The sequence below is a fragment of the Pseudomonas graminis genome (assembly GCF_001705435.1).
In the GTDB taxonomy this organism is placed as follows: domain Bacteria; phylum Pseudomonadota; class Gammaproteobacteria; order Pseudomonadales; family Pseudomonadaceae; genus Aquipseudomonas; species Aquipseudomonas graminis_B.
This window is the reverse complement of the sequence record NZ_MDEN01000063.1, coordinates 18,309-39,347: the sequence shown is the minus strand read 5'-3', so window position 1 is coordinate 39,347 and position 21,039 is coordinate 18,309. Positions and strand designations below refer to the sequence as shown.

Genomic DNA, 21,039 nt, shown 5'->3' with positions numbered 1-21,039 from the left:
GTTGATCATGACCGAGCTGGCGCGGCTGAAGTTCTATGCCACTCAACCCCACTCCTGTAGCTACCTGCCCGAGGAACAAGCCACTACGCTGTTTCTCGACCCCAGCCAGCCAATGGATGTCCAGGTCTATGCCGATCTCTCGGACATGGGGTTTCGCCGAAGTGGCGATCATCTTTACCGTCCGCACTGCCAGAACTGCAGCGCTTGTGTGCCTGCGCGCATTCCTGTGGGACTGTTCGTGCCCGATCGTCAGCAAAAACGTATTTTCAAAAGGAACGCCGACCTCGAAGTGACGAGCACTAAGCCGCATTTCAGTGAGGAGTACTTCGATCTGTATCAGCGCTACATCGAACAGCGCCATGCCGATGGGGATATGTTTCCGCCGAGCCGCGACCAGTTTTCCACCTTCCTGGTCCGGGACCTGCCGTTTTCGCGTTTTTACGAATTCCGTCTGGAAGGCCGACTGCTCGCCGTGGCCGTCACCGACCTGCTGCCCAACGGTCTTTCTGCCGTTTACACCTTCTACGAGCCATCGGAGGAGCGCCGCAGCCTTGGGCGGTACGCGATTCTCTGGCAGATCGCCGAAGCCGCACGCATGCAATTGCACGCGGTATACCTCGGCTACTGGATAAAGAACTGCAAAAAGATGAATTACAAGACCCAATATCGCCCCATCGAACTGCTCACCAATCAAAGATGGGTCACTCTTTACTGAAGCCCTTGGCTTAAACCTCAGTTTTCGGGCACAATGCAGCCCGCTTTTGCCTGGCTGCCGTTTGCACCGGGCCATTCATTGGATACCGAGGGCTTTACTGCATGTCGAAAGAAGACAGCTTCGAAATGGAAGGCACTGTCGTCGACACCCTGCCCAACACCATGTTCCGTGTGGAGTTGGAAAATGGGCACGTCGTAACCGCGCACATCTCCGGCAAGATGCGCAAGAACTACATCCGCATTCTTACCGGCGACAAGGTCCGCGTTGAGCTGACGCCCTACGACTTGAGCAAAGGTCGCATCACTTACCGCGCCCGCTAACAGGTCTTAACAAAAACGCCCGGCACATGCCGGGCGTTTTTGTGTGCGCGGGTTTAGTCCCGAGCCAGCCAGACACAAAAAAGGCGCCTTTCGGCGCCTTTGAGGGTTATTGCGATAGCCAAAACCTCAGGCCATTTCAGCCGTGGTCTCGTAATCGAACGTGATCTCGCCGTCCTTGAAGTCGATGTGTACCACACCGCCATGCTCGGACAACTCGCCAAAGAGGATTTCCTCGGCCAGCGGACGCTTGATCTTGTCCTGGATCAGTCGTGCCATCGGACGTGCGCCCATCGCCGCGTCGTAACCACCTTCGGCCAGATAACCTCTCGCCGCTTCGGTCACTTCCAGCAGCACGCGCTTGTCTTCCAGCTGCGCCTGAAGCTCGGTGAGGAACTTGTCCACCACGCTCTTGATAACCTCATGGCTGAGGCGACCGAATTGAATGATGGTGTCCAGACGGTTGCGGAATTCCGGCGTGAAGCTCTTCTTGATCACTTCCATCGCATCAGAGGAGTGATCCTGATGGGTGAAACCGATCGAAGCACGCGCCGCCGTTTCAGCACCGGCGTTGGTGGTCATGATCACGATCACATTGCGGAAGTCCGCCTTGCGCCCGTTGTTGTCGGTCAGCGTCCCGTGGTCCATCACCTGCAGCAGCAGGTTGAAGACTTCCGGGTGCGCCTTCTCGATTTCATCGAGCAGCAGCACGCAATGCGGTTGCTTGGTGACGGCTTCAGTGAGCAGGCCGCCCTGATCAAAACCGACATAGCCCGGCGGCGCACCGATCAGACGCGATACGGTGTGACGCTCCATGTACTCGGACATGTCGAAACGCACCAGCTCGATACCCAGCGCCTTGGCCAACTGACGCGCAGCCTCGGTCTTGCCGACACCGGTCGGACCTGCGAACAGGAACGAACCGACAGGCTTGTCCGGCGACTTGAGGCCGGCACGGGACAGCTTGATCGCGGTCGACAGCGAGTCGATGGCGGCATCCTGACCGAACACGGTCAGCTTCAGGTCGCGCTCCAGGTTACGCAGCAACTCCTTGTCGGAGCTGTTGACGTGTTTTGGCGGAATCCGCGCGATCTTCGCCACGATGTCTTCGACCTGTGGCACTTCAATGCGCTTGACGCGCATTTCCACCGGTTGCAGCCGCTGATAGGCGCCGGCCTCGTCAATCACGTCAATGGCCTTGTCGGGCATATGACGATCATTGATGTAGCGCGATGCCAGCTCGGCAGCGGCACGCAGGGCTTCATCGCTGTATTCGATATTGTGATGCTGTTCGAAACGACCTTTCAGGCCACGCAGAATGCCGATGGTGTCTTCGACGGAGGGCTCGGACACGTCGACTTTCTGGAAGCGGCGGGCCAGCGCACGGTCTTTCTCGAAGATGCCGCGGAATTCCTGGAACGTGGTCGAGCCGATGCAACGGATATCACCCGAAGACAGCAGCGGCTTGAGCAGGTTGGAAGCGTCCATCACGCCACCTGATGCAGCGCCCGCACCAATGATGGTGTGGATTTCGTCGATGAACAGGATCGCGTGGGGCCGTTTCTTCAACTCGCCGAGCAGCGCCTTGAAGCGCTTCTCGAAATCGCCACGGTACTTGGTACCGGCCAGCAGTGCACCCAGGTCGAGGGAGTAGACGACGCTGTTAGCAAGCAGATCCGGCACCTGGTTGTCGACGATGCGTTTGGCCAGGCCTTCGGCAATGGCGGTTTTACCCACCCCGGCCTCGCCCACCAGCAGCGGGTTGTTCTTGCGACGCCGCGCGAGAATCTGAGCGACGCGCTCGACTTCCATCTCGCGCCCTACCAGCGGATCGATGCGGCCTTGACGGGCCAGCTCATTCAGGTTGCTCGCATAGGCATCCAGAGGATTGCCTGAGGAAGAAGACTCACCGCCCTCGTCATCCTGCATATCTTGCTCACCTTCAGATTGATCGCCATGCCCGGGCACTTTCGAAATACCGTGGGCGATGTAGTTGACGACATCGATACGGGCAACGCTCTGCTGCTTGAGCAGGAACACTGCCTGGCTCTCCTGCTCGCTGAAAATGGCCACCAGCACGTTTGCGCCCGTGACTTCCCGCTTGCCGGAACTCTGCACATGAAAAACCGCACGCTGTAGAACGCGCTGGAAGCCGAGTGTAGGTTGGGTCTCGCGATCCTCGTCGTGGACGGGAATCAGCGGCGTGGTGGAGTCGATGAACTCCTGGAGGTCGTGTTTGAGTTTGTCGAGGTTTGCGCCGCAGGCACGCAGTACGGTGGCGGCAGCCTCATTGTCCAATAAGGCCAGCAGGAGGTGCTCGACGGTCATGAACTCATGACGTTTCGAGCGGGCCTCCTTGAAAGCCAGATTGAGGGTGACTTCGAGCTCACGGTTTAACATAGCTTCACCTCATACCCAAGTGTCCGGCGGTTAACCGTCCTTCTCGATTTCACAGAGTAGCGGATGCTGGCTTTCCCTGGCGTACTGGTTGACCTGCATAGCCTTGGTCTCGGCGATGTCGCGGGTAAACAATCCGCAAACGGCCCGTCCCTCTGTATGGACGGCCAGCATGACCTTGGTCGCCAGCTCACGATTCAGGTTGAAAAACACCTCGAGCACTTCGACAACGAAATCCATCGGGGTGTAGTCATCATTGAACAAAACCACCTTATACATAGGCGGCACCTGCAATGTCGGCTTGGCTTCTTGTACAGCGATGCCCGACGCATCGTCCTCATGGGGCTGCGGGTCATCCTGATTGAATGTTAGTCGAATCTTGCTGAATGCATGCATGGTAAAGAAGGTTCACAGAGGACGTGATTGAAATAAGTGGTGGCGGTGATACCGGTTTTCAACTGGACCGCCGCTTGACCTTGACTATCGGCCAATCGGTGTTACAAACAATAGAACCCACATTGGGTAAAAAGGGTCCGCGCAGTCAACCAAAATTTTTTAGGTCCGGCGGATGAGAGGTGATGATACTCCCATCGGAGTCCTTTGCAGAGGGATGTGACTATGCACAGCGGTAAGGTCAAGTGGTTCAACAACGCCAAGGGGTATGGCTTCATCGTTGAAGACGGCAAGTCTGAAGACCTGTTCGCTCATTACTCGGCGATCGCTATGGACGGCTATAAAACGCTGAAGGCCGGACAGCCGGTCGAGTTCGAGATCATCCAGGGTCCAAAAGGTCTTCACGCCGTGGGGATCATTGCGCAGGTCCCCGCTGCTGCCCATGAAGCCGTCACTCAACACCAGAGACAGGAAGAGAAGCAGCGGGCATAGCGTAACAATCACGCCTGAGCCGGACCGTTCAAGCGCGAGATTCGAAAAGCCGGTCAATCCGTTCAGGGTTGACCGGCTTTTTTTTGTGCCGCTCCCCTCTCGGGACGTGCATCTATATAGCCGTGAGAAACGCTGCCGTGATGGGGATGCGCCTTTAGTCGAAATCCCTTGAGCGACCGAACCGGGCACATCGCCTTCAGACCACTGCGACAGCTTGCCGCAGGCCCCGCTGTACAAGGGCTGAAGGGTTTTCCGGGGAAATCATGACGCTTGCCTGAATCCGCGCGACCACCCCGGGCACCGCAAAGCCGTCACACGAGTACCGTAGTAATGGCCGGGTGCAGTGATATACTCAGCGCCGGTGACCGTTGGGTCATTGGGGGCCGAACCACCTGAGACCAGGCTTTCAGCCCTCGACAGGCCAGACCGCTACCCGGGTCCGACCGTTTGACGCTCGACTGATGCACCCCCTATCACGCGACGAAATTCTCGACTTTCGGCTCATCGATACCTGGGCGAAAGTGCCTACCCTGCGCATCTCGAAATTTTGTGTACGCTCAGCAAAGAAGAGAGTTATCCCGAATATGTCCAACCGCTCGAAGATCATCTACACCTTCACTGACGAAGCGCCAGCCCTCGCCACCTACTCACTGCTGCCTATCATCGAAGCGTTCACCGCCTCCGCTGACATCGCCGTTGAAACCCGCGACATCTCGCTTGCAGCCCGCATCCTCGCCAGCTTTCCCGAGCGCCTGGGTGACAAGAAGGTGTCCGACGATCTGGCAGAGCTGGGCCAACTGGCGACCACGCCGGAAGCCAACATCATCAAGCTGCCGAACATCAGCGCCTCGGTTCCACAACTGAAGGCCGCGATCAAGGAACTGCAAGCCAAGGGCTACGACATCCCGAACTACCCCGATGAAGTCGTGACCGAAGCCGACAAGGTTGCCCAGGCGGGCTACGACAAAGTGAAAGGCAGCGCCGTGAACCCGGTTCTGCGTGAAGGTAACTCTGATCGTCGAGCGCCGCTCTCCGTCAAGAACTACGCGCGCAAGCACCCGCACAAGATGGGCGCCTGGTCGGCGGACTCCAAGTCCCACGTGGCGCACATGGACAACGGTGACTTCTACGGCAGCGAAAAATCCTCGCTGATCGAAGCCGCTGGCGCCGTGAAGATCGAGCTGATCGGCAAAGACGGCAGCACCACCGTGCTGAAGGACAAGACCTCAGTACTGGCCGGCGAGATCATCGACTGCGCGGTCATGAGCAAGAAAGCCCTGCGCGCTTTCGTGGCCCGTGAAATCGAAGACGCCAAGAAGCTCGGCGTGCTGTTCTCCGTGCACTTGAAAGCCACCATGATGAAGGTCTCGGACCCAATCATGTTTGGTGAGTTCGTCGCTGAGTACTATCAGGAAGCGCTGAGCAAGCACGCTGACGTCCTGAAGGAAATCGGCTTCAACCTGCACAACGGCATTGGCGACCTGTACGCCCGCATCAAAGACCTGCCGGCCGACCAGCAAGCGCAGATCGAAGCGGACGTCAAAGCCGTTTACGCGACCCGCCCTGCTCTGGCGATGGTCAACTCCGACAAAGGCATCACCAACCTGCACGTGCCGAGCGACGTCATTGTCGACGCCTCGATGCCGGCGATGATTCGTGATTCCGGCAAGATGTGGAACAACGACGGCGTTCTGCAGGACACCAAGGCCGTGATCCCGGATCGTTGCTACGCGACCATTTACCAGGCAGTAATCGAAGACTGCAAGCAGCACGGCGCCTTCGACCCGACCACCATGGGCAGCGTGCCAAACGTTGGCCTGATGGCGCAGAAAGCCGAAGAGTACGGCTCGCACAACAAAACCTTCCAGATCGACACCGATGGCGTGGTCCGTGTGACCGACGACAAAGGTCAGGTCTTGATGGAGCAGACCGTTGAAGCCGGCGACATCTGGCGCATGTGCCAGACCAAAGACGCGCCGATTCAGGACTGGGTCAAACTGGCCGTCAACCGTTCGCGCCTGAGCGGCACCCCGGCCATTTTCTGGCTGGACCCTGAGCGCGCCCACGACGCGGCGATGATCAAGAAGGTCGAGCACTACCTGAAGGATCACGACACGGCAGGCCTGGACATCAGCATCCAGTCGCCCGTCGACGCGATGAAGGTTTCGTTGGAGCGTATCCGCGCGGGCAAGGACACCATTTCGGTGACCGGCAACGTGCTGCGCGACTACCTGACCGACCTGTTCCCGATCATGGAACTGGGCACCAGCGCCAAGATGCTGTCCATCGTGCCGCTGATGAGCGGCGGTGGTCTGTTCGAAACCGGCGCAGGCGGTTCGGCGCCCAAGCACGTTCAACAGCTGAACGAAGAGAACTTCCTGCGCTGGGATTCGCTGGGTGAATTCCTGGCGCTGGCCGCGTCTCTCGAGCACCTGGGCAACGTCTACGACAACCCGAAAGCGCTGGTACTTGCCACCGCCCTGGACAAGGCCACCGGCCAGTTCCTGGACAACAACAAGTCGCCATCGCGCAAGGTCGGCGGTATCGACAACCGTGGCAGCCACTTCTACCTGGCCACCTACTGGGCTCAGGCCCTGGCGGCACAGACCGAAGATACGGCGCTGCAAGCCAAGTTCACCGAGCTTGCAAAAACCCTGGCTGACAATGAAGCGACCATCGTCGCCGAGCTGAACAGCGTACAGGGCAAGCCATTGGACATCGGCGGCTACTACTTCCCTACCCCGGAACTGGCCAGCAACGCCATGCGCCCAAGCAAGACCCTGAACGACGCGATCAACGCGTTGAAGTAAGGTTGTAGTGGTCGACCACAGACCCCGGCCCCGTGCCGGGGTTTGTGTTTGTGCGCAGTACTGCAATCTGAATACACGACCTATCTTTGACACCTGCCGCATGAGCGAACTATCCATGACCTGGCACCCCCACATCACCGTCGCAACCGTCATCGAAGACAACGGCCGTTTCCTGTTCGTTGAAGAACTGAAAAACGGCAAGCTGGTGCTCAATCAGCCTGCCGGGCACCTGGAGCCTGATGAGACGTTGCGTGAAGCGGCCATCCGCGAAACCCTTGAAGAAACCGGCTGGGACGTCGAGCTGACGGGCGTCGTCGGCATCTACCTGTACACTGCGCCAAGCAATGGCGTGACCTATCAGCGTGTGTGTTTTTCGGCCAAAGCGACGCGACACCACCCCGAGCGTGCGCTGGACACCGGCATCGTCGGCGCCCCCTGGTTCAGCCGCGACGAACTCGCCAGCCAACCGGAGCGCTGGCGCAGCGAGCTGGTCCTGCGCTGCGTGGACGACTACCTGACAGGTCCGATTCACAGCATCGAGGTTGTGCGCGACTGACCGGCCGCCCAGCGCAACTGAATAGCTTTTAGCCTTGGCGCCGACTCCCTGTTAGAATCGCGCCCTTTCCTGCTGCTACCCAATCGAATTCCTATGTCTGATTCAGCCTTTTCCGATACAGAAAAGAAGCGCGTCATTGTCGGCATGTCCGGCGGCGTGGATTCTTCGGTCTCCGCCCTTCTGCTCATGGAGCAGGGGTACCAGGTGGAAGGCCTGTTCATGAAGAACTGGGAAGAAGACGACGGAACGGAATACTGCACCGCCATGGACGACCTCGCGGACGCCCAGGCCGTGTGCGACAAGATCGGTATCAAACTGCACACCGTGAACTTCGCGGCCGAGTACTGGGACCACGTCTTCGAACACTTCCTCGAGGAATACAAAGCCGGGCGCACGCCGAACCCGGACATCCTGTGCAACCGCGAAATCAAGTTCAAAGCCTTCCTCGACTACGCCTTCATGCTCGGCGCCGACCTGATCGCGACCGGTCACTACGTGCGTCGCCGCGACATCGACGGCCGCACCGAACTGCTCAAGGGCCTGGACCCGAACAAGGACCAGAGCTACTTCCTGCATGCCGTCGGCGGCGAGCAGATCGCCAAGACGCTGTTCCCGGTCGGCGAACTGGAGAAGCCCCAGGTGCGCGCCATCGCCGAGAAATACCAGCTGGCGACCGCGAAGAAGAAGGACTCGACCGGCATTTGCTTCATCGGCGAGCGTCGCTTCACCGACTTCCTCAAGCAATATCTGCCTGCGCAGCCCGGCGAAATCAAGACCACCGAAGGCGAAGTCATCGGTCGCCACGCCGGCCTGATGTACCACACCATCGGCCAGCGCCAGGGCCTGGGCATCGGCGGGCTGAAAGATGCCGGTGATGAGCCGTGGTACGTACTGGTCAAGGACCTGGAGCACAACGAGCTGATCGTCGGCCAGGGCAACGAGCATCCGTGGCTGTTTTCCCGCGCCCTGCTCGCCTCTGAGATCTACTGGGTCAACCCGATCGACCTGAGCAGTCCGCGCCAGCTGACCGCCAAAGTACGGTACCGCCAAAGCGACCAGCGCTGCACCCTGGAACGCACTGAAAGCGGTTACCGCGCCACCTTCGACGAGCCGCAACGCGCGGTCACGCCCGGCCAGTCCGTCGTGTTTTACGACGGCGAGGTCTGCCTGGGCGGCGGCGTCATCGAAATCGCCGAGCCGTGGCACACCAGGGACGCACGTTGATGACCCCGATTCAGGAACAACTCGTCGCCCTGGCGGGGGTCTTTCAGGCCGCCGTGCTGGTCGATCGCATCGCCAAGACCGGTCAGGCCGGTGAAGCCGCCGTGGGCTGTATGATGGGCACCCTGCTGGTCATGGACCCGAAAGACACGCTGGACGTGTTCGGTGGCGACGACCTGAATCTGCACGAGGGCTATCGTGCCCTCGCCAGCGCCCTGGAACGCGATCCGGCCACGTTGCAACGGGAACCATTGCGTTATGCCCTGGCGATGCTGGGCCTGGAGCGTCAACTGTCCAAGCGCGACGACATGCTCGACACCATCGGCAAGCGCCTGCCGCAGATCAAATCCCAGGTTGAGCATTTCGGTATCGCTCATGAGAACGTCATTGCCGCCAGCGGCGCGCTGTATCAGGACACCCTGAGCACCTTGCGTCAGCGGATTCAGGTCCACGGCGACATGCGTAATCTGCAGCAACCTAACAATGCGTCGAAAATCCGCGCGCTTTTGCTGGCCGGGATTCGTTGCGCGCGACTGTGGCGACAAGTGGGCGGTCACCGCTGGCAACTGGTCATCAGCCGCCGCAAGTTATTGAAAGAACTGTATCCATTGCTTCACCGCTGAGGGGCCAACGCCCTTCAGCTCGCTTCCGACCCGACATCGCGCGACTCATAACGGTCAGCCAGCCTCGGCTGACCGGAATTTTCATGTATGATACGCGCCCCTTTTCGTTGCCCGACAGTCCGAGAACACCCTATGCAGCTTTCTTCGCTCACTGCGGTTTCCCCTGTAGATGGCCGCTACGCCGGCAAAACCCAGGCCCTGCGCCCGATTTTCAGCGAATACGGCCTGATCCGTTTCCGCGCCCTGGTGGAAGTACGCTGGCTGCAACGCCTGGCGGCTCACCCGCAAATCCCAGAAGTCCCGGCCTTCTCCGCCGAAGCCAACGCCATCCTCGATGCCATGGCCAACGATTTCGCTCTCGAGCACGCCGAGCGTGTCAAAGAGATCGAGCGCACCACCAATCACGACGTCAAGGCCATCGAGTACCTGCTCAAGGAGCAGGCTGCCAAGTTGCCGGAGCTGGCCAAGGTCAGCGAGTTCATCCACTTCGCCTGCACCAGCGAAGACATCAACAACCTGTCCCACGCGCTGATGCTGCGCGAAGGCCGTGACACCGTGCTGCTGCCGCTGATGCGCCAGATCGCCGAGTCCATCCGCGAGCTGGCGATCCGTTTCGCCGCCGTGCCGATGCTGTCGCGCACCCACGGGCAGCCGGCCTCGCCGACCACCCTGGGCAAGGAACTGGCGAACGTCGTCTACCGCCTGGAGCGTCAGATCGCTCAAGTCGCTGCCGTGCCGCTGCTGGGCAAGATCAACGGCGCCGTCGGCAACTACAACGCGCACCTGTCGGCCTACCCGGACATTGACTGGGAAGCCAACGCCCGCGCCTTCATCGAAGACGAGCTGGGTCTGGGTTTCAACCCCTACACCACGCAGATCGAACCCCACGACTACATCGCCGAGCTGTTCGACGCGATCGCCCGCTACAACACGATCCTGATCGACTTCGACCGCGACATCTGGGGCTACATCTCCCTGGGCTATTTCAAGCAGCGCACCATCGCCGGTGAAATCGGTTCGTCGACCATGCCGCACAAGGTCAACCCGATCGACTTCGAAAACTCCGAAGGCAACCTCGGCATCGCCAACGCGCTGTTCCAGCATCTGGCCAGCAAGTTGCCGATCTCCCGCTGGCAGCGTGACCTGACCGACTCCACCGTGCTGCGCAACCTCGGCGTGGGCTTTGCTCACAGCGTGATTGCCTACGAAGCGAGCCTCAAAGGCATCGGCAAGCTGGAGCTCAACGAGCAGAAGATCGCCGCCGATCTGGACGCTTGCTGGGAAGTCCTGGCCGAGCCGATCCAGACGGTCATGCGTCGCTACGACATCGAAAACCCGTACGAGAAGCTCAAGGAATTGACGCGCGGCAAGGGCATCGGCCCTGAAGCGCTGCTGACCTTCATCGACGGCCTGGACATGCCTGCAGAAGCCAAGGCCGAGCTGAAGAAGCTCACGCCGGCGAACTATATCGGCAACGCCGTGGCGCAAGCCAAGCGCATCTGACCGCACTGCACCCGCTCTGAACGCCCGGCTGAGCCGGGCGTTTTTATTCCCGTCGTAAAAATCCGTTTTTTCAATAGGTTACACATGAATCCTGACATCCCTCTTCAGCTCCTAGGTGGCATCACAGCGCGCGAGTTCCTGCGTGACTACTGGCAGAAGAAACCTTTGCTGATCCGTCAGGCCATTCCGGATTTCCAGAGCCCGATCGACGCTGACGAATTGGCCGGCCTGGCACTGGAAGAAGAAGTTGAATCGCGCCTGGTCCTCGAGAAAGGCGAGCGCCCGTGGGAGCTGCGTCGCGGCCCGTTCGCCGAGGACGACTTCAGCACCTTGCCAGAGCGCGAGTGGACCCTGCTGGTCCAGGCGGTTGATCAGTTCGTTCCCGAAGTCAGCGAATTGTTGGAAAACTTCCGCTTCCTGCCGAGCTGGCGCATCGATGACGTGATGATCAGCTACGCCGCGCCGGGCGGCAGCGTGGGTCCGCATTTTGACAACTACGACGTGTTCCTGCTGCAGGGCCATGGTAAGCGTCACTGGCAGATCGGCCAGATGTGCGACTCCGAAAGCAAGCTACTCGAGCACGCCGACCTGCGCATCCTTGCCGACTTCCAGGGTACCGACGAGTGGACGCTGGAACCGGGCGACATGCTCTACCTGCCGCCGCGCCTCGCCCACTGCGGCGTCGCGGTGGATGAGTGCCTGACCTACTCCGTCGGGTTCCGCGCGCCAAGCGCCGCCGAAGTGCTGACCCACTTCACGGACTTCCTCAGCCAGTTCATGCCTGAAGAAGAGCGTTACACCGACGCCGACGCGCAACCGGTCAGCGATCCGCACCAGATTCAACACGACGCCCTTGACCGCCTGAAGGGCTTGCTCGCCGAGCACATGGGTGACGAGCGCCTGCTGTTGACCTGGTTCGGCCAGTTCATGACCGAACCGCGCTATCCTGAACTGGTGGTCGGCCCGGAACTGGCCGAGAGCGAGTTACTCGACAGCCTGGAACAGGGCGCCGTGCTGATCCGCAACCCGAGCGCGCGACTGGCGTGGTCGGAAGTCGAAGACGACCTGCTGCTGTTCGCCAGCGGTCAGAGCCGTCTGTTGCCGGGCCATCTGCGTGAACTGCTGAAAATGATCTGCGCGGCCGATGCGCTGCACATCGACAATCTGGGCCAATGGCTGGCAGATGATGATGGACGTAACCTGCTCTGTGAGCTGGTCAAACAAGGAAGTCTGGGGTTTGCTGATGAATAAGATCCACGTACGGGTAGCCGACTGGCAGAAAGACAACGCCGACATTCGGCGAATTCGTGACGCCGTGTTCGTGTTTGAACAGTCGGTTCCGCCCGAACTGGAATGGGACTCGGAAGATGCAGGCGCCCTGCACTTTCTGGCGCTTGAAGGGGATTACGCCGTGGGCACCGCGCGCTTGCTGCCCGATGGTGAATTCGGCCGATTGTCCGTGCTCAAGGACTGGCGCGGCCTGAACGTGGGTGAGGCGTTGATCACCGCGATCCTCGCCGAAGCAGAGCGCCGCGACCTGAAACAGACGCGGCTCAGCGCACAGGTTCATGCCACGGCGCTGTATGAGCGCTTTGGCTTTACCGTGGTGAGCGACGAGTTTCTTGAAGCCGGCCTGCCCCACGTGGACATGGTGCGCAACTCGCACTGACTGCACCTGGCGACATTTGCGCCCCGACGTTCGCGCTTCAGCTGCCTAAGCTGAAACAAAAGCACCGGGGCGTTTTGCTGTCTGCGATTCAACTTGGTGCTGCCCAGGCCGACAAACTGGCAAACTCGTCGTTCAGACGCGCCCCTCGCGGAGACCACACCGATGTCATTACGCACCCTGCTCGCTTCACTGCTGTTGGCTTGCAGCTTCACGGCCGCGGCCGCCACTGAAGTCATCCCCCTGAATTACCGCACCAGCGACGATTTGCTACCCACTGTGAAGTCGTTCCTGGGCAACGAAGGCAGCGTCAATGCCTACGGCAACAAACTGATCGTCAACGCCGAGCCGGACAAGATCAGCGAACTGCGCGACCTCCTCGGCCAGCTCGACACTGCGCCCAAGCGTCTGATGATCAGCGTCGACACCAGTGACAGCACGGTCCAGAGCGACCAGGGCTACTCGGTCAACGGCACCGTGCGTTCGCAGGACGGACGCCTCAGCGCCGACGGCCGGACGCGCATCCAGAATTACGGCACCGCGAGCCGCGACGGCGGCGTGCAGCAGGTTCAGGCCAGCGAAGGGACGCCGGCTCTGATCCAGATGGGCCAGAGCATACCGATCACCTCGGTGCAGTCCGATGGCTATGGCTACCCGCAGACCAATACTCAATACCGCAACGTGACCCAGGGCTTCTATGTCACGGCGACGGTCACCGGCGATATCGTCCATCTGAGCATCAGCACCAACAACGACCGCATGAGCCAGCAACAGGCTGACGCGATCAAGGTGCAGAGCACCGACACGCAAGTCAGTGGTCGGCTGGGCGAGTGGATCACGCTGGCCGGCGCCAGCGGTCAGTCCCGCGCCGACGAGCACGGCGTGGCCCGGCGCTACTCGACTCAGGGCAGCAACGACATGCAACTGCGCGTGAAGGTCGATAGCCTGGATTGACATGATGTGACCGCGAGTTACTGCGCACACCTTGTGGGAGTGAGCTTGCTCACGAAGGCTCTATCTCAGCCAATGAAGATTCAGCGGATGTACTGGCCTCTTCGCGAGCAAGGTGGAGCGCCACCCCGGTCGCTCCCACACGGACCATGTCCATCTGTGCCGCTTCGGTTAAACCGCTAATTATGTAGTGCCCGATCCGGGACTACATAACGCCGCAAACCCGTGACCACCCAGTGTCCACGGTGACTTCCCCTTCCCAGCACCCGCACGCCTGAAACTGACCGACAAGTCCCATTAGACGAAAGATGTAGTGCAGTCAGAAAAGCACTACAAAGTGTTTGACGAGGCAAAATTGCCGAGGCATGATGGCCTCGCTCCCGCTGATCAGGGGTCGTGCAGAACTCTCCCTGATCGCGCTCGAACTCAACACGTTCGCGCCGATTAGCGTCATTTACGCCCACAAGGCTGTTTCATCGCCTCATCATCTCGATGGCGAATAAATCTGACTAAAACAATGCTCCCCGGATCAGCGAGCAGCCATCCGCGCGCCTTGAAGAAAGACCGGCGGCGGCGAAGCAAGGCGCTTCACCTCAAGACCCACAACATCAAGCAACGAGGTTTACCCCATGGCACTGACACGCGAACAACACATTGCAGCCATCGAGAAAGACTGGGCGGAGAATCCACGCTGGAAAGGCGTCACCCGCACCTACTCCGCTGCTGACGTCGTCCGCCTGCGTGGCTCGGTTCAGCCTGAACACACGTTTGCAAAGCTGGGCGCTGAAAAGCTGTGGAACCTGGTGACCCAGGGCGCCAAGCCGTCCTTTCGTCCCGACAAGGATTTCGTCAACTGCATGGGCGCTCTCACTGGCGGTCAGGCCGTGCAACAAGTCAAAGCCGGTATCCAGGCGATCTACCTGTCTGGCTGGCAAGTCGCGGCGGACAACAACTCCGCCGAATCGATGTACCCCGATCAGTCGCTGTACCCGGTGGATTCGGTGCCGACCGTGGTCAAGCGCATCAATAACTCGTTTCGCCGCGCGGACCAGATCCAGTGGAAAGCCGGCAAGAACCCGGGCGACGAAGGCTATATCGATTACTTCGCGCCGATCGTGGCCGACGCCGAAGCCGGTTTCGGCGGCGTGCTCAATGCCTACGAGCTGATGAAGAGCATGATCGAGGCAGGCGCTGCCGGCGTGCACTTCGAAGACCAACTGGCGTCCGTGAAAAAATGCGGCCACATGGGCGGCAAGGTTCTGGTCCCCACCCAGGAGGCGGTACAGAAACTGGTGGCCGCACGTCTGGCGGCTGACGTTGCCGGCGTGCCGACCATCATTCTGGCGCGCACCGACGCCAACGCGGCGGACCTGCTGACGTCGGACTGCGATCCGTACGACCAGCCGTTCGTCACCGGCACCCGCACGCCGGAAGGCTTCTACAAAGTACGTGCCGGCCTGGACCAGGCCATTGCCCGCGGCTTGGCGTACGCGCCGTATGCCGACCTCATCTGGTGTGAAACCGCCAAGCCGGATCTGGACGAGGCCCGTCGCTTCGCCGAAGCGATCAAGAAGGAATACCCGGATCAGCTGCTGTCGTACAACTGCTCGCCTTCCTTCAACTGGAAGAAGAACCTGGACGACGCGACCATCGCGAAATTTCAGCGCGAGCTGTCAGCAATGGGCTACAAGCATCAGTTCATCACCCTGGCCGGCATCCACAACATGTGGCACAGCATGTTCAACCTGGCCCATGACTACGCCCGCAACGACATGACTGCCTACGTGAAGCTGCAAGAACAGGAGTTCGCCGACGCCGCCAAGGGCTACACGTTCGTGGCGCACCAGCAGGAAGTGGGCACCGGGTACTTTGATGACATGACCACGGTCATTCAGGGCGGCAAGTCTTCGGTGACGGCACTGACTGGCTCGACGGAAGAAGAACAGTTCCACTGACGCTTTTCGAACCGCCCTCTTCCCGGCGAAAGCCGGCGCAGAATACAGGAGCCGCCTTCGGGCGGCTTTCTGCTGACTGCCCGGAATTAACCTACGTTAACAGTCAACTATTAACGATAGACAACTCTCATCAGCCGATAAAAGTTAATTAATCAGGCCATCAATAACCGGATAACTTCCCCGCGATAATTAACGGGAACTTCGTCACGTCGCAGTGACACATGATAATCATCCTGTCCAAATGATATTTATTATCATTTAAGTCGTGGCTAATTGCCGGCTCGGCCTACGATACATATTTCTCCAAAGCGCCTTCGACGCCCGCCCCTGCTGGGGCTAAGCATGAAAACCGTGACCTATCTCATTAATCCTGCGAATAAATTTGATGCAGAAAATTTACTTGCCCTCCTTTTGCACATAAAATCCCGGGATTGATCGCACTGCGACATATCGTCACTGCTTCTACTTCTTTCAAGCCCAGAGACTTTTGCTCTCTGTTAAGGACTGCCAGCATGCCCGACTCGACAGGATTGATTGCCCACAATTGGGGCTTCGCCGTGTTTCTCCTTGGTGTCGTCGGCCTCTGCGCCTTCATGCTCGGCCTCTCCAGCCTGTTGGGTTCCAAAGCCTGGGGCCGCAGCAAAAACGAACCGTTCGAATCCGGCATGCTGCCCACCGGCGGCGCCCGTCTGCGGCTCTCGGCAAAATTCTATCTGGTCGCGATGCTGTTCGTGATTTTCGACATTGAAGCCCTCTTTCTTTACGCCTGGTCTGTGTCCGTCCGCGAAAGCGGCTGGACCGGCTTCGCCGAAGCGCTCGTTTTCATAGCAATTCTGTTGGCAGGTCTTGTCTACCTATGGCGGGTAGGGGCGCTCGATTGGGCTCCCGTTGGTCGTCGTAACCGGCAGGCGAAGCTAAAACAATGAGGCTTTGGCAATGCAATATAATCTCACCAGGATCGACCCGGATGCTCCTAACGAGCAGTACCCCATCGGCGAACGCGAAGTCGTTTCCGATCCGTTAGAAGATCAAGTCCACAAAAACATCTACATGGGCAAGCTCGAAGACGTACTGAATGGTGCCGTCAACTGGGGTCGCAAGAACTCCCTTTGGCCGTACAACTTCGGTCTGTCGTGCTGCTATGTGGAAATGACCACCGCCTTCACTGCCCCCCACGACATCGCGCGCTTCGGCGCCGAAGTCATCCGGGCATCGCCGCGTCAGGCGGATTTCATGGTGATCGCCGGTACACCGTTTCTGAAGATGGCCCCGATCATCCAGCGCCTCTACGAGCAGATGCTGGAGCCCAAGTGGGTGATCTCCATGGGCGCCTGTGCCAACTCCGGTGGCATGTACGACATCTACTCCGTGGTTCAGGGCGTGGATAAATTCCTCCCCGTGGATGTTTACGTGCCCGGCTGCCCGCCCCGCCCAGAGGCATTTCTGCAAGGCTTGATGCTGTTGCAGGAATCCATTGGACAGGAGCGTCGTCCTCTTTCCTGGGTCGTCGGTGACCAGGGCGTTTATCGCGCCGAGATGCCGTCGCAGAAGGAACAGCGCCGCGAACAGCGTATTGCGGTGACCAACCTGCGCAGCCCCGACGAAGTCTGATCCAGTTTTTCTTTTACAAAAAGAAGCCTGAACCTGGGTTCATTCTGTACGTTGACCGATAGCGATCGAGACCTATGACTGCAGACACCGCTCTGTACATCCCGCCTCACAAGGCTGACGACCAAGAGGTCGTCGTTGAACTCCATAACCGTTTTGGCGCTGAAGCCTTCAGCGCCCAGTCCACCGTCACCGGCATGCCCGTGCTGTGGGTGCAACGTGCGCGGCTGATTGAAATCCTGACCTTCCTGCGTCAGATGCCCAAGCCGTACGTGATGCTGTACGACCTGCACGGCGTCGATGAACGCCTGCGCACCAAGCGCCGTGGCCTGCCGGACGCCGACTTCACCGTGTTCTATCACCTGATGTCGATAGAACGTAACAGTGACGTGATGATCAAGGTTGCGCTTTCCGAAACCGACCTGAGCATGCCGACCGTGACCGGCATCTGGCCAAACGCCAACTGGTACGAGCGTGAAGTGTGGGACATGTTCGGGATCGACTTCCCGGGCCACCCGCACCTGACCCGCATCATGATGCCGCCGACTTGGGAAGGTCACCCGCTGCGCAAGGATTTCCCGGCCCGTGCCACCGAATTCGACCCTTACAGCCTGACCCTCGCCAAGCAACAACTGGAAGAGGAAGCCGCGCGGTTCCGTCCGGAAGACTGGGGCATGAAGCGTTCCGGCACCAACGAGGACTACATGTTCCTCAACCTGGGCCCGAACCACCCTTCGGCCCACGGTGCATTCCGCATCATCCTGCAGCTGGACGGCGAAGAGATTGTCGACTGCGTGCCGGACATCGGTTACCACCACCGTGGCGCCGAGAAGATGGCCGAGCGCCAGTCCTGGCACAGCTACATTCCGTACACCGACCGCATCGATTACCTCGGCGGCGTGATGAACAACCTGCCGTACGTGCTCTCGGTCGAGAAACTGGCCGGCATCACCGTGCCGGATCGGGTCAACGTCATCCGCATCATGATGTCCGAGTTCTTCCGCATCACCAGCCACCTGCTGTTCCTGGGGACCTACATCCAGGACGTCGGCGCCATGACCCCGGTGTTCTTCACGTTCACTGACCGTCAGCGCGCCTACACCGTGATCGAAGCCGTCACCGGTTTCCGCCTGCACCCGGCCTGGTTCCGTATCGGCGGCGTTGCCCACGACCTGCCCCGCGGCTGGGAGAAACTGGTCAAGGACTTCATCGACTGGATGCCCAAGCGTCTGGACGAGTACACCAAAGCGGCCCTGCAAAACAGCATCCTCAAAGGTCGTACCGTCGGCGTTGCCGCGTACAACACCAAGGAAGCGCTGGAATGGGGCGTCACCGGGCCTAGCCTGCGGGCGACCGGTCTGGACTTCGACCTGCGCAAGGCGCGTCCGTATTCGGGTTACGAGAACTTCGAGTTCGAAGTGCCCCTGGCCCACGATGGCGACGCCTACGATCGCTGCATCGTGCGTGTCGAAGAGATGCGCCAGAGCCTGAAGATCATCGAGCAGTGCATGCGCAACATGCCGGCCGGGCCGTACAAGGCGGATCACCCGCTGACCACGCCGCCGCCGAAAGAACGCACCCTGCAGCACATCGAAACCCTGATCACGCACTTCCTGCAGGTTTCGTGGGGCCCGGTCATGCCGGCCAACGAATCCTTCCAGATGATCGAGGCGACCAAGGGCATCAACAGTTATTACCTGACGAGCGACGGCGGCACCATGAGCTACCGTACCCGGATTCGCACCCCAAGCTACCCGCACCTGCAGCAGATCCCTTCGGTGATCAAAGGCAGCATGGTCGCGGACTTGATCGCGTACCTGGGTAGTATCGATTTCGTTATGGCCGACGTGGACCGCTAAGCATGAACAGCACGCTTATCCAGACAGACCGTTTCGCCCTGAGCGAATCCGAGCGCTCGGCCATCGAGCACGAAATGCATCACTACGAGGACCCGCGTGCGGCGTCCATCGAAGCCCTGAAAATCGTCCAGAAAGAACGCGGCTGGGTGCCGGACGGCGCCATCTACGCCATCGGTGAAGTGCTGGGCATCCCTGCCAGCGACGTTGAAGGCGTGGCGACATTTTATAGCCAGATCTTCCGTCAGCCGGTGGGCCGCCACATCATTCGCGTCTGCAACAGCATGGTCTGTTTCATCGCCGGTCACGAAGACATCGTCAGCGAGATTCAGAGCAAGCTGGGCATCGGCCTGGGTCAGACCACCGCCGACGGCCGCTTCACGCTGTTGCCGGCCTGCTGCCTGGGCAACTGTGACAAGGCGCCGGCGGTGATGATCGACGACGATACTTTCGGCAATCTGCAGCCCGCGGGCGTCGCCCCGCTGCTGGAGGGTTACGTATGACCATCACTTCCTTCGGCCCCGCCAACCTCATCACTCGCGCCCCGGAAACCCATCCGCTGACCTGGCGTCTGCGCGATGACGGCGAGCCGGTATGGCTCGATGAATACCAGAAGAAAGACGGCTACGCCGCGGCGCGCAAAGCGTTTGCGACGCTGTCGCCGGACGAAATCGTCCAGGCTGTCAAAGACTCCGGCCTTAAAGGCCGCGGCGGTGCAGGTTTTCCCACGGGCGTGAAGTGGGGGCTGATGCCCAAAGACGAATCCATGAACATCCGTTACCTGCTGTGTAACGCCGATGAGATGGAGCCGAACACCTGGAAAGACCGCATGCTGATGGAGCAACAGCCCCATCTGCTGATCGAGGGCATGCTGATCAGTGCGCGCGCGCTGAAGGCCTACCGCGGTTACATCTTCCTGCGCGGCGAATACACCACTGCGGCGGTGCACCTGCGCCGCGCGGTGAAAGAAGCCGAAGCCGCCGGCCTGCTGGGCAAGAACATCCTCGGGAGCGGTTTTGATTTCGAGCTGATCGTGCACACCGGTGCAGGGCGTTACATCTGCGGTGAAGAAACCGCGCTGATCAACTCCCTCGAAGGCCGTCGCGCCAATCCGCGCTCCAAGCCGCCTTTCCCCGCTGCGGTGGGCGTATGGGGCAAGCCGACTTGCGTGAACAACGTCGAAACCCTGTGCAACGTCCCGGCCATCGTTAACAACGGTAACGACTGGTACAAGTCCCTCGCCCGCGAAGGCAGCGAAGACCACGGCACCAAGCTGATGGGCTTCTCCGGCAAGGTGAAGAACCCTGGCCTGTGGGAACTGCCGTTCGGCCTCCCCGCTCGCGAGCTGTTCGAAGACTACGCCGGTGGCATGCGCGACGGCTTCAAGCTCAAGTGCTGGCAGCCCGGCGGCGCCGGTACCGGTTTCCTGTTGCCGGAACACCTCGATTGCCAGTTCTACGCCGGCGGCGTGGCCAAGGTCGGCACCCGGATGGGTACCGGTCTGGCGATGGCGGTGGACGACAAGGTCAACATGGTTTCGCTGCTGCGCAACATGGAAGAGTTCTTCGCCCAGGAGTCGTGCGGTTTCTGCACGCCGTGCCGCGATGGCTTGCCGTGGAGCGTGAAAATGCTGCGCGCCCTCGAGAATGGCCAGGGTCAACCGGGCGATATCGAGACGCTGCTGGGGTTGGTCAACTTCCTCGGCCCAGGCAAAACCTTCTGCGCCCACGCACCGGGCGCCGTGGAACCTCTGGGCAGCGCGATCAAGTATTTCCGGCCGGAATTCGAGGCAGGCATCGCACCGGCACGTGCGGGCGACCTCAATCAGGTCATCAGTCCGACCGTGGTCGGCGCATAACACGATAACGGTCGGCGGCTCTCAAGGCCGCCTTCCTTGCATCCGACGACGCCGCGAGGCTGTTTGAGTCGGATGGCACCGAGATTCCATTAGCCACGCCCGCTGACACCGGGCCAAC

General features: G+C 60.0%; 19 protein-coding genes. 17 read left to right on the top strand and 2 right to left on the bottom strand.

Annotated elements, in window-relative coordinates; all coding sequences use genetic code 11:
- The first annotated feature begins 7 nt into the window (after positions 1–7).
- Complete coding sequence (locus BBI10_RS13810; protein ID WP_065989154.1) at positions 8–715, top strand: arginyltransferase; 708 nt, start codon at positions 8–10, stop codon at positions 713–715.
- Positions 716–816: 101 nt separating this feature from the next.
- Entirely contained in the window at positions 817–1,035 is a 219-nt protein-coding gene (gene infA, locus BBI10_RS13805; protein ID WP_002553999.1) for a translation initiation factor IF-1, read from the top strand.
- 126 nt (positions 1,036–1,161) lie between these two features.
- Here infA and clpA read toward each other — a convergent pair whose 3' ends face one another.
- Positions 1,162–3,432, bottom strand: coding sequence for an ATP-dependent Clp protease ATP-binding subunit ClpA (clpA, locus tag BBI10_RS13800; RefSeq protein ID WP_065989148.1), 2,271 nt, complete (start codon positions 3,430–3,432; stop codon positions 1,162–1,164).
- Positions 3,433–3,462: 30 nt separating this feature from the next.
- Positions 3,463–3,825 carry an ATP-dependent Clp protease adapter ClpS gene (gene clpS / locus BBI10_RS13795; RefSeq protein WP_065989146.1) on the bottom strand — a complete coding sequence of 121 codons (363 nt, stop codon included), beginning with the start codon at positions 3,823–3,825 and terminating at the stop codon, positions 3,463–3,465.
- Positions 3,826–4,047: 222 nt separating this feature from the next.
- On the opposite strand from clpS, the gene cspD reads away from it, so the two are divergent.
- The 15 genes from cspD to nuoF all read left to right on the top strand — a co-directional run bounded on the left by cspD (position 4,048) and on the right by nuoF (position 20,921).
- On the top strand, positions 4,048–4,314 hold the full coding sequence (gene cspD, locus BBI10_RS13790; protein ID WP_065989145.1) for a cold shock domain-containing protein CspD: 267 nt from the start codon (positions 4,048–4,050) through the stop codon (positions 4,312–4,314).
- A gap of 584 nt (positions 4,315–4,898) precedes the next feature.
- Entirely contained in the window at positions 4,899–7,124 is a 2,226-nt protein-coding gene (locus tag BBI10_RS13785; protein ID WP_065989144.1) for an NADP-dependent isocitrate dehydrogenase, read from the top strand.
- A gap of 115 nt (positions 7,125–7,239) precedes the next feature.
- The gene (locus BBI10_RS13780) at positions 7,240–7,680 is read left to right on the top strand and encodes an NUDIX hydrolase (protein ID WP_065989143.1); all 441 of its coding nucleotides are present in this window, start codon (positions 7,240–7,242) and stop codon (positions 7,678–7,680) included.
- 93 nt (positions 7,681–7,773) lie between these two features.
- Positions 7,774–8,904, top strand: coding sequence for a tRNA 2-thiouridine(34) synthase MnmA (gene mnmA, locus BBI10_RS13775; RefSeq protein WP_065989142.1), 1,131 nt, complete (start codon positions 7,774–7,776; stop codon positions 8,902–8,904).
- A complete protein-coding gene (gene hflD / locus BBI10_RS13770; RefSeq protein ID WP_065989140.1) occupies positions 8,904–9,524 on the top strand; it encodes a high frequency lysogenization protein HflD in 621 nt (206 codons plus the stop codon). Before mnmA ends, hflD begins: the two co-directional genes overlap by 1 nt.
- Before the next feature lie 132 nt (positions 9,525–9,656).
- Entirely contained in the window at positions 9,657–11,027 is a 1,371-nt protein-coding gene (gene purB / locus BBI10_RS13765; RefSeq protein WP_065989138.1) for an adenylosuccinate lyase, read from the top strand.
- 84 nt (positions 11,028–11,111) lie between these two features.
- Positions 11,112–12,278, top strand: coding sequence for a cupin domain-containing protein (locus BBI10_RS13760; protein WP_065989137.1), 1,167 nt, complete (start codon positions 11,112–11,114; stop codon positions 12,276–12,278).
- Entirely contained in the window at positions 12,271–12,696 is a 426-nt protein-coding gene (locus BBI10_RS13755) for a GNAT family N-acetyltransferase (protein ID WP_065989671.1), read from the top strand. The genes BBI10_RS13760 and BBI10_RS13755 overlap by 8 nt, the downstream gene beginning before the upstream one ends.
- Before the next feature lie 162 nt (positions 12,697–12,858).
- Positions 12,859–13,647 carry a secretin N-terminal domain-containing protein gene (locus BBI10_RS13750; RefSeq protein WP_065989135.1) on the top strand — a complete coding sequence of 263 codons (789 nt, stop codon included), beginning with the start codon at positions 12,859–12,861 and terminating at the stop codon, positions 13,645–13,647.
- A 626-nt stretch (positions 13,648–14,273) separates the two neighbouring features.
- Positions 14,274–15,599 carry an isocitrate lyase gene (aceA, locus tag BBI10_RS13745; RefSeq protein WP_065989127.1) on the top strand — a complete coding sequence of 442 codons (1,326 nt, stop codon included), beginning with the start codon at positions 14,274–14,276 and terminating at the stop codon, positions 15,597–15,599.
- Between the two features lie 512 nt (positions 15,600–16,111).
- The gene (locus BBI10_RS13740) at positions 16,112–16,525 is read left to right on the top strand and encodes an NADH-quinone oxidoreductase subunit A (protein WP_037008823.1); all 414 of its coding nucleotides are present in this window, start codon (positions 16,112–16,114) and stop codon (positions 16,523–16,525) included.
- Between the two features lie 10 nt (positions 16,526–16,535).
- Entirely contained in the window at positions 16,536–17,210 is a 675-nt protein-coding gene (locus tag BBI10_RS13735) for a NuoB/complex I 20 kDa subunit family protein (RefSeq protein ID WP_065989126.1), read from the top strand.
- A 74-nt stretch (positions 17,211–17,284) separates the two neighbouring features.
- Positions 17,285–19,066, top strand: coding sequence for an NADH-quinone oxidoreductase subunit C/D (gene nuoC, locus BBI10_RS13730; protein ID WP_065989125.1), 1,782 nt, complete (start codon positions 17,285–17,287; stop codon positions 19,064–19,066).
- Positions 19,067–19,068: 2 nt separating this feature from the next.
- Complete coding sequence (gene nuoE, locus BBI10_RS13725; protein ID WP_065989124.1) at positions 19,069–19,566, top strand: NADH-quinone oxidoreductase subunit NuoE; 498 nt, start codon at positions 19,069–19,071, stop codon at positions 19,564–19,566.
- Complete coding sequence (nuoF, locus tag BBI10_RS13720; RefSeq protein WP_065989122.1) at positions 19,563–20,921, top strand: NADH-quinone oxidoreductase subunit NuoF; 1,359 nt, start codon at positions 19,563–19,565, stop codon at positions 20,919–20,921. The genes nuoE and nuoF overlap by 4 nt, the downstream gene beginning before the upstream one ends.
- Positions 20,922–21,039 lie beyond the last annotated feature (118 nt).

Excerpts from the sequence above, each read along its gene's own strand:
- BBI10_RS13810 (WP_065989154.1), top strand. The coding sequence starts at position 8 with ATGACCGAGCTGGCGCGGCTGAAGTTCTATGCCACTCAACCCCACTCC.
- infA (WP_002553999.1), top strand. The coding sequence starts at position 817 with ATGTCGAAAGAAGACAGCTTCGAAATGGAAGGCACTGTCGTCGACACC.
- clpA (WP_065989148.1), bottom strand. The coding sequence starts at position 3,432 with ATGTTAAACCGTGAGCTCGAAGTCACCCTCAATCTGGCTTTCAAGGAG.
- clpS (WP_065989146.1), bottom strand. The coding sequence starts at position 3,825 with ATGCATGCATTCAGCAAGATTCGACTAACATTCAATCAGGATGACCCG.
- cspD (WP_065989145.1), top strand. The coding sequence starts at position 4,048 with ATGCACAGCGGTAAGGTCAAGTGGTTCAACAACGCCAAGGGGTATGGC.
- BBI10_RS13785 (WP_065989144.1), top strand. The coding sequence starts at position 4,899 with ATGTCCAACCGCTCGAAGATCATCTACACCTTCACTGACGAAGCGCCA.
- BBI10_RS13780 (WP_065989143.1), top strand. The coding sequence starts at position 7,240 with ATGACCTGGCACCCCCACATCACCGTCGCAACCGTCATCGAAGACAAC.
- mnmA (WP_065989142.1), top strand. The coding sequence starts at position 7,774 with ATGTCTGATTCAGCCTTTTCCGATACAGAAAAGAAGCGCGTCATTGTC.
- hflD (WP_065989140.1), top strand. The coding sequence starts at position 8,904 with ATGACCCCGATTCAGGAACAACTCGTCGCCCTGGCGGGGGTCTTTCAG.
- purB (WP_065989138.1), top strand. The coding sequence starts at position 9,657 with ATGCAGCTTTCTTCGCTCACTGCGGTTTCCCCTGTAGATGGCCGCTAC.
- BBI10_RS13760 (WP_065989137.1), top strand. The coding sequence starts at position 11,112 with ATGAATCCTGACATCCCTCTTCAGCTCCTAGGTGGCATCACAGCGCGC.
- BBI10_RS13755 (WP_065989671.1), top strand. The coding sequence starts at position 12,271 with ATGAATAAGATCCACGTACGGGTAGCCGACTGGCAGAAAGACAACGCC.
- BBI10_RS13750 (WP_065989135.1), top strand. The coding sequence starts at position 12,859 with ATGTCATTACGCACCCTGCTCGCTTCACTGCTGTTGGCTTGCAGCTTC.
- aceA (WP_065989127.1), top strand. The coding sequence starts at position 14,274 with ATGGCACTGACACGCGAACAACACATTGCAGCCATCGAGAAAGACTGG.
- BBI10_RS13740 (WP_037008823.1), top strand. The coding sequence starts at position 16,112 with ATGCCCGACTCGACAGGATTGATTGCCCACAATTGGGGCTTCGCCGTG.
- BBI10_RS13735 (WP_065989126.1), top strand. The coding sequence starts at position 16,536 with ATGCAATATAATCTCACCAGGATCGACCCGGATGCTCCTAACGAGCAG.
- nuoC (WP_065989125.1), top strand. The coding sequence starts at position 17,285 with ATGACTGCAGACACCGCTCTGTACATCCCGCCTCACAAGGCTGACGAC.
- nuoE (WP_065989124.1), top strand. The coding sequence starts at position 19,069 with ATGAACAGCACGCTTATCCAGACAGACCGTTTCGCCCTGAGCGAATCC.
- nuoF (WP_065989122.1), top strand. The coding sequence starts at position 19,563 with ATGACCATCACTTCCTTCGGCCCCGCCAACCTCATCACTCGCGCCCCG.